12 protein-coding genes are annotated in these 10,582 nt (G+C 34.5%); 4 read left to right on the top strand and 8 right to left on the bottom strand.

All coding sequences use genetic code 11. From position 1 onward, the window contains the following. The coding region (locus Q0F04_RS10210) for a DeoR/GlpR family DNA-binding transcription regulator (protein ID WP_295752974.1) at positions 1-775 on the top strand (775 nt) is incomplete at its 5' end. Positions 776-799: 24 nt separating this feature from the next. Here Q0F04_RS10210 and Q0F04_RS10205 read toward each other — a convergent pair. Genes Q0F04_RS10205 through Q0F04_RS10180 form a run of 6 tightly spaced genes read right to left on the bottom strand, consistent with a single transcriptional unit; the run spans position 800 to position 6,286 of the window. Next, a complete protein-coding gene (locus tag Q0F04_RS10205) occupies positions 800-2,164 on the bottom strand; it encodes a DUF2812 domain-containing protein (RefSeq protein WP_295752972.1) in 1,365 nt (454 codons plus the stop codon). Positions 2,165-2,191: 27 nt separating this feature from the next. Then, positions 2,192-3,421, bottom strand: a complete 1,230-nt coding sequence (locus tag Q0F04_RS10200) for an aminopeptidase (protein WP_295752970.1) — start codon at positions 3,419-3,421, stop codon at positions 2,192-2,194. A 60-nt stretch (positions 3,422-3,481) separates the two neighbouring features. Beyond that, entirely contained in the window at positions 3,482-3,676 is a 195-nt protein-coding gene (locus Q0F04_RS10195) for a FeoB-associated Cys-rich membrane protein (protein WP_295752967.1), read from the bottom strand. A 21-nt stretch (positions 3,677-3,697) separates the two neighbouring features. Then, positions 3,698-5,824 carry a ferrous iron transport protein B gene (gene feoB, locus Q0F04_RS10190; protein WP_295752965.1) on the bottom strand — a complete coding sequence of 709 codons (2,127 nt, stop codon included), beginning with the start codon at positions 5,822-5,824 and terminating at the stop codon, positions 3,698-3,700. A gap of 21 nt (positions 5,825-5,845) precedes the next feature. Beyond that, entirely contained in the window at positions 5,846-6,064 is a 219-nt protein-coding gene (locus Q0F04_RS10185; RefSeq protein WP_117925775.1) for a ferrous iron transport protein A, read from the bottom strand. A 12-nt stretch (positions 6,065-6,076) separates the two neighbouring features. Then, positions 6,077-6,286 carry a FeoA family protein gene (locus tag Q0F04_RS10180; RefSeq protein ID WP_117571186.1) on the bottom strand — a complete coding sequence of 70 codons (210 nt, stop codon included), beginning with the start codon at positions 6,284-6,286 and terminating at the stop codon, positions 6,077-6,079. Positions 6,287-6,429: 143 nt separating this feature from the next. Here Q0F04_RS10180 and Q0F04_RS10175 point away from each other — a divergent pair, with 143 nt between their 5' ends. Then, entirely contained in the window at positions 6,430-6,789 is a 360-nt protein-coding gene (locus Q0F04_RS10175; protein ID WP_295752963.1) for a heavy metal-associated domain-containing protein, read from the top strand. 39 nt (positions 6,790-6,828) lie between these two features. Here the strand turns inward: Q0F04_RS10175 and Q0F04_RS10170 are convergent, their stop codons facing one another. Continuing rightward, a complete protein-coding gene (locus tag Q0F04_RS10170; protein WP_295752961.1) occupies positions 6,829-8,931 on the bottom strand; it encodes a heavy metal translocating P-type ATPase in 2,103 nt (700 codons plus the stop codon). Position 8,932: 1 nt separating this feature from the next. Further along, positions 8,933-9,160 (bottom strand): DUF1490 domain-containing protein, encoded by a 228-nt coding sequence (locus Q0F04_RS10165; RefSeq protein ID WP_295565033.1) that lies wholly within the window; start codon positions 9,158-9,160, stop codon positions 8,933-8,935. Between the two features lie 481 nt (positions 9,161-9,641). Here Q0F04_RS10165 and Q0F04_RS10160 point away from each other — a divergent pair, with 481 nt between their 5' ends. Both Q0F04_RS10160 and Q0F04_RS10155 read left to right on the top strand, forming a co-directional pair. Continuing rightward, a complete protein-coding gene (locus tag Q0F04_RS10160) occupies positions 9,642-10,166 on the top strand; it encodes a DUF6431 domain-containing protein (protein ID WP_295752959.1) in 525 nt (174 codons plus the stop codon). Between the two features lie 60 nt (positions 10,167-10,226). Next, the coding region (locus Q0F04_RS10155) for a transposase family protein (protein WP_295752957.1) at positions 10,227-10,582 on the top strand (356 nt) is incomplete at its 3' end.

Here is a 10,582-nt window from a genome sequence, read left to right as displayed (position 1 = left end):
CATAGAAGAGGATATCAATATGTTAAAAAAAGAACGTTTAGTAAAAATTGCACATAAAGTCAATCAAAATGGAATCATTACCATTCAAGAAATCATGGATGAATTAGGTGTGTCGGATATGACCGCAAGAAGAGATTTAGATGAACTTGAAAAATCTGGAAAATTACTTAGAGTGCATGGTGGAGCCCAAAGCCTTTCTTTTTCAATGGACCACGAATTGAGTCACATTGAAAAATCATCGGTGCAAATCGAAGAAAAAAAGAGAATTGCCCATAAAGCCGCAACTCTCATAAATGAAGGTGAATCTATCTTTTTAGGTCCAGGAACAACCATTCAATTTCTAGCCGAGCAATTAACTGGTAGAAACATTCGTGTTATCACAAATAGTCTTGCCGTATTTAATATCTTAGTGAATCACGCGCCTACTGAAGTCATTTTAACAGGTGGTGATTACAGAGATAACACAAATACATTTGTGGGTCCAATCACAAATTTAGTATTAGGTAAATTAAAATACAATAAAGCCTTTATCAGCTGTAATGGAATCTACAATTCTTCCATCACAACCTATTCTTTAGAAGAAGGTGAATCACAACAAATCGCATTAGATAATTCTAAAAATAAATATCTTTTAGCTGACAACAAGAAATTCAATCGTGCTGACTTCTATATTTATTATGATCTTTTTAACTTTGACACTTTAATTACCGACAACACCATTGATGATGAGGTTTTATCACACTACAAACAATATGTACAAATTATGACAGTTTAAAAGGAGACAAAATTTGCCTCCTTTTTACTCTTCATCCTCATCATTTTCACGATCTACACGTCTGAATAGATGTTTCTTTTCTTTACCCGTATGCTGTTCTAAAGTGTTCCAATCTGTATCTAATTCTTCTTCACTTTCAGAAGTATCATAGAAATCTTTACTTTCTTCGATTGCACGACTTTCACGAATTCTTAATTTAGATTTTAATTCACGAGCCCTCTTCTTTGATTTTCTAAGCATTCTACCATACATACAGAATACAATAAATGAAATCAAGAATAGTCCCGCACATAATGCGATTCCTGCTAAATAGCCTTGGAAATAAACTTGTAATAGTCCTGTCACAACGCAACATGCCATACAGATGAATACTAAAAACATTGTTGAACGACATGAACTTGAATACTTCTTAAAGAAACGGAATTTTTCTGAATCATTATCAATTTCTTTACGATATTCTCCATCTTCTTCTTCGTTTCTAAAAGTAAACCATCCCGCATCACTTTTCTTTTTACCATCCGCTTTAGAAACCAATTTCCATCCATCCGATTCCCATTCGCGCCATTGATCTGCATCTGGTTCATCCACAAAATAGTTCATTGAATAATAATAATACGTTTTGGGCTGTCCTTTTCTAAAGAAATATTTCTTTCCTTCTTGACGTACAAAATGATATCCTTCACTCGATTTATCTTGAAGATATTGTTCTATTTTTGGATATTCCGCATATAAGAATTTCTTTCTTTCCTCATAAAGATTTTCATCATCTTCATCGTCTTCATCATCATCCTCGTATTCGTCCTCATAGTCTTCTTCATCATCCAATACTTCTTGAATAGGTTGTTCTTCTTCAATTGGTTTTTCGTTAAAAGCCTTTAATTCATTTTCAATTGACTCTGTTGTAAAATCATCATCCACATCCAATTTTTCAACAACAATTTTTTTAGGTTCATCATCTACATCTAAGTTTTCAACGACAATCTTTTTAGGCTCTTCAACCACTACTTTTGGTTCTTCTTCAATTACTGGTTCATCAACTACTTTTGGTTCTTCTTCAATTACCGGTTCATCAACTACTACTTTTGGCTCTTCAACAACACGCTTTTCAATAGGTGCCTCTACTTCTTCAATGGAAGTACTAGGCGTAATATCTACTGATTCTGCAATTTCATCATCAAAAATATTCTCGTTGATTTTTACATGTGTTTTTGCGCTTCGTTTTCCAAAGATGGTTTTCTTTTCTGGCTCTTCATCAATATGGAAAATGTTTTCCGCATTAAAATCACGTAATTCTGGTTCATGTATATCTAAAGATTTAATTCGATCCGTTCTTTTTAGACGTCTAAGCTCTTCTAAAGCACTGGGATTCTTTTCATTTTCATTTGCCATAAATATCCCTCCAATTCTAATATTGTACTAATTTAATGTATATTCGTCAAATTCACTTGTGTATTTACCATCCTTAAAAATATGGATCTTTTCGCCATTTTTTAATGTAGCTTCAATTGATAAATCACTTGTTCCAACCATGAAATCCACATGCGTAAACGATTGATTCATACCATGTGCTAATAATTCTTCTTCACTCATTTCCAAACCATTTTCAATACATTCATTATAGCTTGCACCCAAGGCAAAATGACAAGAAGCATTTTCATCAATTAACGTTTCATAGAACAAAGTATCTAATGCACTAATAGGTGAACCATAAGGAACCAAGGCAATTTCGCCAAGATATTTTGAACCTTCATCTGTTTCTAAAATACTTGTCAAAACTTCTTTTCCTTCTTTGGCATCATAATCCACAACTTGTCCATCCTTAAATTCAAACCAGAAATCTTTTACGATAGCACCATTGTAAGCTAAAGGTAAAGCACTATATAATTTACCATTTACACCCGTCTTTTTAGGTGCAGAGAAAATTTCTTCTGTAGGAATATTTGGGAAATAGTAGTTACCATTATCTAAAAAGGATCCTCCACCCGCAAATACATAACCTTCTGGAAGTTCGACTACCAAATCCGTTCCTAAAGAATTTGTATAATGAACACTTTCAATATCTAAATGATTTAAAATATGAACTCGCTTATCAAAAGATGCACGATGCTCATTCCAGTTTTCATTGGCATCCTTTTCGTCTACACGACTAATCTTTAATACAGCATTCCACAAATCCGATAATGCATCTTCTGATTCTGGATATACCTTTTTAGCCCATGCCATAGTTGGCACACTGGCCACACACCATGCAGCATGCATATAATCCAATTTATCACGATATGGCTGTGTCATACCTCTTAATGCCTTTCTATAATTTGCCATCAATTTTGGATCTACACCCTTCATTCCATCAGGATCTTCACCAACTAAGCTCAAATAACAAGCTCCCTTTTCAGCTGTTTCATTATGAAATAAAGCTTCATAATCATAAGGCATACGATTACCCGTTTGATAGCGTAAACGATTGATTTCATCATCACTATAGCGAACAATTACATCTTTTGCGCCCACCTCAAAACATGATTTCACAATCAAACGAACAAATTCATTCATTTCTACATTAGCACGAATAACTACTATTTGATCTTTTTGAACATTCAATCCTGAACGAACAATTAAGTCTGCATATTTTTCTTTTAAATTCATTTTAATTTTCCTCGATTCTTGCACCTATTATATCAAAAGAAAGAGCACCTTTCGATGCTCTTATTTACTAAATTGTTCTTTTTTTATCTGATCAAAAAATGCCTTGGGATTTTCACACATCGAATGAGAGCCGCAATGTCCACAGCTACCACCACAACTTGATTTTCCACTCTTTTTATCTTTATAAATGCTTCGACAAGCTAAAGCTGCACATCCGCAAACAACTAATAATACTAGAAATGTTGATAGATTCATGATGAAATCCCTCCTTTTACATTATTTTACCGCAAATTCAACTTCTGCAGTATCACTTTCTTTTGATGGGCGAACCAATAGATAAATCAAACCAATCAATAAGATAAATCCTACAACAGTTCCAAATCCAAATGATCCACCATTTACTAAGCTTCCTAATTGATATACGATCAATGAACATACATAAGCGAATCCACATTGATATCCAATGGCGATCCAGAACCATTTTGTGTTATTCATTTCACGTTTAATAGCTCCCATTGCCGCAAAACATGGAGCACACAATAAGTTGAAAACCATGAATGAATAGGCAGCTAAAGGTGTAAAGCTTGCGGATAATTGTCCCCAGAATTCATTTCCTTCTTCAGCAACTTCGGCAAATCCATACAATTGTCCAAATGTTGCGACAACATTTTCTTTGGCAATTAAACCAGTTACACTAGCCACTGCAGCTTTCCAATCTCCCCAACCAAGAGGTGAGAAGATCCATGCGAATGTTTGTCCAATTGAAGATAGAATTGAATGATCAATATCATCAACCATACCAAATCCACCTTTTTCCCATCCAAATCCTTGTAAGAACCATAATACGATAGTTGAAAGTAAGATGATTGTTCCAGCCTTTTTAATAAAGCTTGAACCACGCTCCCACATACTTCTCAATACATTCACTGCACGAGGCATGTGGTATGCTGGCATTTCCATAACGAATGGTGCAGGGTCTCCGGCAAATAATTTTGTCTTCTTTAACATAATACCAGAAATAATAACAGCTGCCATACCTACAAAGTATGCACTTGGAGCAACCCAGCTAGCACCATGGAAAATAGCACCGGCAATCAATCCAATGATTGGCATCTTAGCACCACAAGGAATAAATGTAGTTGTCATGATAGTCATCTTACGATCACGATCACTTTCAATTGTACGACTTGCCATTACAGCAGGTACGCCACATCCAGTACCAATCAACATTGGGATAAATGATTTTCCTGATAAACCAAACTTACGGAAAATACGGTCCATAATGAAGGCAACACGTGCCATGTATCCACAATCTTCTAAGATAGCTAAGAAGAAGAACAATACTAACATCTGTGGCACAAAGCCAATGACAGCTCCTACACCACCAATAATACCATCAACGATCAATCCATGTAACCAATCTGCACATTGAATCGCATCTAAGAAACTATCCACTGCAGGAGGAATAATTTCACCAAATAATACATCGTTTGTCCAATCTGTTACAATCGTTCCTACAGTTGTTACTGAAATATAATATACAAACCACATAACAAGTGCGAAGATTGGAAGTGCCAAAACACGGTTTGTGACAATACGGTCGATCTTATCTGAAGTTGTTAATACTTCTTTAGATCCTTTTTTGTAACAATCCTTGATTACACTTGTGATATATGTATAACGAGCATCTGTAATAATTGATTCACTATCATCATCCATTGACTTTTCAACAGCTTCAATGACATTCGCATCTGCCTTTGACTTGATAGCTGCTTCAATCTTATCATCTCTTTCAAACAATTTAACGGCATAGAAGAAACGACGATTTGCTTCAATATTTGAAGGCAAACTTGTTTCAATTGTATTCAACGCATTTAATACTTTACTTGCATAAATGTTTTTAGCACTAAACTTTGTACCTGCTGCCTTTTTTACTTGAGCCATCAACTCTTTGATTCCTGTGTTTTTCAAAGCTGAAATTGGCAATACTGGACAACCCAATTCTTTTGATAATTTTTTGTAGTCAATTGTATCTTTTCTTTTTTCAATGACATCCAACATATTGATTGCGACAACTGTAGGAATACCCAACTCTAAAATTTGTGTCGTTAGAAATAAATTTCTTTCTAAGTTAGACCCATCAATGATGTTTAAAACAACATCTACATTCCCATTTAATAAAAATTCACGAGATACAACTTCTTCCAAAGTGTATGGTGATAATGAATAAATTCCTGGTAAATCCGTAATTTTAATATCTTTATCTTCCTTATACTTTCCTTCTTTTTTCTCAACTGTAACCCCTGGCCAGTTACCCACATATTGTGTAGCACCTGTTAAACCATTAAACAATGTAGTTTTACCACAGTTCGGATTACCTGCTAATGCGACTTGAATTGACATAATTCCCTCCTAATTTAAACTTTACTCTACTTCAATCATTTCTGCGTCGGCTTTACGAAGCGACAATTGATATCCACGAACCGTTAATTCAATAGGATCTCCTAATGGAGCTACCTTCTGAACCGTAACACTCACACCTTTAGTAATTCCCATATCCATAATTCTTCGCTTTGTTGCTCCTTGACCAGACAACTTCTTTACAGTCACTGTTTGACCAATTGAAACTTCCTTTAAAGTCATAATTACTCCTTTCTACACCATGATCTTTCTTGCGAGTTCTTCACTAATGGCTATTCGAACCTCTTTAACATTCACAATGACATTTCCATTGGTTTTACTCACAACCACAATTACAGTCCCCGGTACAAAACCCAAGTTTTCTAAGTGTCGCTGCTGTTCTTTTGAACCACCAATTTTCTTAATTGTATTGACTGAATTTAAATCTGCAAAAGATAATGGCATATCGAACCCTCCTGGTTAGACTCTTCTAACACAGTTAGTTTACTCTCACTATCCCACAATGTCAACAAAAAGTTATACAAGTTTAACTCAGTTTGACATATCTAACTAAACAGTGTATTTTTTTAAAAGGAGGATATTAAATTATGAACTTACCAACAATTATTATTTGTTTAATTTTAATTATCATTATCGCAATCGGCATTCGTTCCACAAAAAAAAGAGCTACTTCAGGATGTTGTGGTGGCAGTGAAACGGTTAAAAAAGTCAAAGTAAAAGATAAAAACAGGGAACATTATCCTTACAAAAACGTTTTAAAAGTATATGACATTCATTGTCAAAACTGTGTTCGTACAATTGAAAATGCATTTAACTCGCAAGAAGGATTTTATGCCAAAGTAAATACGGAGGATAATACAGTTACCATATTATCTAAACAACAACATTCAACAGATAAGTTAATCGATACTTTATCCAATGTTGGATATACATCTAAAGCCGTATAGAAAAAAAACTGGAATCACAAATTCCAGTTTTTCTTTTATTTATAAGTAATTACGTGTACTTGAAGCAGCAATCGAAAACGTGCTTCCGTTATGTAATAAACTTGTTGTGTTTGGACTCATCATGCCGAGTGCTCCTAGTCCAATCAAGCTTGAATTAAAGGCCACGATAAAACGATAATTCGCATGAATTCGATCAAATAAATGCATGGCAAGTTTTCTTAGAATCACAAGTTCATTTAAATTACTTGATACAAGTGTTATATCAGCTAATTCTCGCGCTAAATCCGAACTATCTTGCATGGAAATCGAAACATCTGCCGTTGATAGAGCTGGTGTATCATTGATTCCATCTCCGACCATAATAACAGTATGACCTTGGTCTTTCAACATCTGAATATATGCAGCCTTATCTTCTGGTAAAACTGATGCACGATAATCATCTAAATCCAATTCATGAGCCACTGCTTTTGCGGCACTATCACAATCCCCTGTCAACATGACTACTTTATCGATTCCCAATGTTTTTAAATTGTGAACAACTTGTTTAGCCTCATCTTTAACAGGATCATAGATACTGATAATTCCACACACTTTATTGTCAATCGCAAGATAAATCATAGATCCTGCTCCTTCACTTTCAAGTGAATGAATCACATTATCTATATCATCTGTCTTTTCGATACCTTCATCTTCAAAAATAAAATGATCACTACCAATAATCGCACGTTTACCGTATAGAGTTGTCGCAATACCATGTGCAATGATATATTCAACTTTGGCATGCTCTTCTTCATGAATCAAGCCTTCTTTTTTTGCCTGGTTTACAATCGCATTGGCTACACTATGAGGGAAATGTTCCTCAAGACAAGCTGCAATCCTTAATACTTCATCACGCGTATATCCGTTTAAAGGAACTACTTTCTTTACGGTTGGATTTGCGTTTGTCAAAGTACCCGTCTTATCAAAGACAATCACATCCGCATCTTTGATCGCCTCTAAATACTTACCACCTTTTACTAATACATTACGCTTACTTGCCTCTAGCATTGCACTAATTACTGAAATCGAAGTAGATAATCGAATGGCACAAGAATAATCCACCATCAATACTGAGGTTGCGCGTGTTACATTTCTTGTCAAAGCTAAAACGCCAAAAAAGCCAAGAAAACTAAACGGAACAATAGAATCTGCCAAATGTTCTGCCTTAGCTTGAATACTCGCCTTTAATGATTCGTTTGTATCGATCATCTTCACAATATTACTGATACGACTTTCATCTTGTAGATTACGAACACAAATAAACAGTTTTCCTTCTTCAACTAAAGTACCCGCGAATACTGTATCATTTTTCTTTACATGTTTTGATAGAGGTTCTCCTGTAAAGCTAGATTCATTGATCATTGCCTCTCCATCTACGATTTCTCCATCAACCGGAATCATAGAACCAGTTTGTGAAATGACTATATCACCTTTTTGAAGCTTAGACATTGCGATTTCTTGTTCAACACCATCTTCTAAGATCCATACTTTATCAAATTGAATCGACAAACTATTGGATAATTCAAGCTTTGTTTTCTTACGAGTATAATCCTCTAACAAGTCCGAAATATTGAGTAACATCATAATATTTCCTGCAATTGTATAGTTATTTTGAATCAAACTCACACCAATACTTGTCGCATCCAATAAAGGAACATTGACCTTGCATTGTAAAAGTGAATTTAAGCCTTCTTTAAGAAAATGAATCGACTTATAAATCGTAATCGCATTACCAAGTCCCATTGGTAAAAACCATTTAATGAAATAACGTTTACCAATGATCTTAAAGAACCGATTCATATATTCTCGATTCATCGCAATAGCTTCTGGTGATTGTGAATGGACCACAATCGAAGATGTATCTGCATTTTGAAGATATTGGATATCTAAATCCTTTAGTTTATTCAGTAACAAGCCTTTTTGTGCTTTGTCATACAACATCAAAACACTACCCGTAACATTGTTGACCTCCACACTCTCAATCATTGACCATGCATAAAGATCCTTTTTTAAAACTTCGCCCTGAACACTAGAAAAAACATTCTTTCCATAGCGAATTCTCATTCGACCAGGAATATCATGGGCAATAGTAAAACTACTCATTTTATTCGCCTTCGTTTTGAACTTTGGCTTCTTCTAATAAATCCTTTGCGTCTTCCTTAATTGTCTCATACTTATAAGTTGTATCCGATTTAAGCTTCATTCCACCAGCTAAACCTTTAACAGCTAAATCATGAGCTGTATCACTCTTTAAAAACTTAGAACCAGCAAGAGCTGTCGCTGCACCTCCAATAAATGTCCACATTGTTTTATTTTTCCATCCGTCTTTCATAATATATATCCTCCTTAGAACTATGAATGTAAGTTAGAATTAGTTACTTCTAACTATCAGTTAGTATAGTCTTACTCCTAGAAATTGTAAATAAAAAAAAGGACATTTTTTAAAAATGTCCAAATCTATGAAATCCAATAAATTATTAAACAAGTGAAAAGAGCGATTCCATAAATGCATTTAGTGTTAGTTAGTTTCATCTAACTGTTACTAATATATCTTATTCTCTTCCCTTTGTCAACAAAAAAAAAACTGTCTTACGACAGTTTAAGAATATATAAAAATAGATAGGGATAAATCAACCTTTAAAAGTCATAGGGATTTTGACTCTGAGATAGAGATGACCTTTAAACACTTTTAGGGTGAACTTTCCCTATCTTTTTGTTACAGTATTTTTAGAAGGGATTGGACGTAAATAAAAAAGGTAGAAATCCAGCACCGACCAAAGTTGTGATTTCTACCCGTCCTCTTAGACAATATTATGATACTGAAAATTACCAACGACTTCAACCTGATTTTGAATAAAGATGATTATCAAGCTTTTGTTAATGCGATTGATTTGCTGTCTTTACATTGTCCTGTTTGTTGTGCCGTTGGTCTTTTTATATTATATGGGCACTACAGAAGATTTGTGATCATTGATGATATTTCCAGTGGTGAGTGTAAGATTCAAATTCCTGTTCAGCGTATCCAGTGTACTCAATGTAAATCCACTCATGCTTTGCTTCCAACTAATTTCGTCCCTTATACTCAATTCACTTATCTTTTCATTTACTATATTGTCACACTTGATGAGAATGATGATTTGATCACTTCTTTTGAAGTTGCTCTACAAACGATTCGTAAAGTTAAAGCTCGTGTAATCGAATTCTGGGATTCGTTATTTCCTGATTGGAGAGATTTTAAGCAGAATGATTTAAAGATAGAGTCTTTAAAGCGTCACAATATCCTCTTTGGATCCACTAGAAGCTATTGTAAACTTTGCGTACTGTCACCAACAGGATAGTAATTCTGATTCTGATTTCTTTTGATATTATGTCATTGAAATCAGAAAGGAGATGATCTTATGATCGAAAATGATGCTTTCAAACTGCTGTTAATCAATCTTTTTCACCTGAATCCTGATGATATTGCCAATATTCTCTGTACTACGTTCAATAAGATGATGGTTCTTCTTGTAACTCTTACAGATAAACATCAGGCTTGTCCTTACTGTGGGTTTACTGCGTCTAAAATCAAGGAATATGTAACCAAGGAGATCACTCATTCAGCTCTTACCACGCAGAAATGCATAATAAAATACAGGGCAAGGCGCTACAAATGCTCATGTTGTGGAAAGACCTATTATGAATTCAATCCTTTTGTCTTCAAATCTCAGAAAATATCGATCCTTACTGTACATAATATTCTGAAGGATCTGAA

Source organism: uncultured Holdemanella sp., assembly GCF_934772795.1.
Lineage (GTDB): Bacteria > Bacillota_I > Bacilli_A > Erysipelotrichales > Erysipelotrichaceae > Holdemanella.
This window is presented reverse-complemented; position numbering and strand designations above follow the sequence as displayed.

Bases quoted from the DNA above. Each gene is read 5' to 3' on its own strand.
- Q0F04_RS10205 (WP_295752972.1), bottom strand. From the start codon at position 2,164: ATGGCAAATGAAAATGAAAAGAATCCCAGTGCTTTAGAAGAGCTTAGA.
- Q0F04_RS10200 (WP_295752970.1), bottom strand. From the start codon at position 3,421: ATGAATTTAAAAGAAAAATATGCAGACTTAATTGTTCGTTCAGGATTG.
- Q0F04_RS10195 (WP_295752967.1), bottom strand. From the start codon at position 3,676: ATGAATCTATCAACATTTCTAGTATTATTAGTTGTTTGCGGATGTGCA.
- feoB (WP_295752965.1), bottom strand. From the start codon at position 5,824: ATGTCAATTCAAGTCGCATTAGCAGGTAATCCGAACTGTGGTAAAACT.
- Q0F04_RS10185 (WP_117925775.1), bottom strand. From the start codon at position 6,064: ATGACTTTAAAGGAAGTTTCAATTGGTCAAACAGTGACTGTAAAGAAG.
- Q0F04_RS10180 (WP_117571186.1), bottom strand. From the start codon at position 6,286: ATGCCATTATCTTTTGCAGATTTAAATTCAGTCAATACAATTAAGAAA.
- Q0F04_RS10175 (WP_295752963.1), top strand. From the start codon at position 6,430: ATGAACTTACCAACAATTATTATTTGTTTAATTTTAATTATCATTATC.
- Q0F04_RS10170 (WP_295752961.1), bottom strand. From the start codon at position 8,931: ATGAGTAGTTTTACTATTGCCCATGATATTCCTGGTCGAATGAGAATT.
- Q0F04_RS10165 (WP_295565033.1), bottom strand. From the start codon at position 9,160: ATGAAAGACGGATGGAAAAATAAAACAATGTGGACATTTATTGGAGGT.
- Q0F04_RS10160 (WP_295752959.1), top strand. From the start codon at position 9,642: ATGATACTGAAAATTACCAACGACTTCAACCTGATTTTGAATAAAGAT.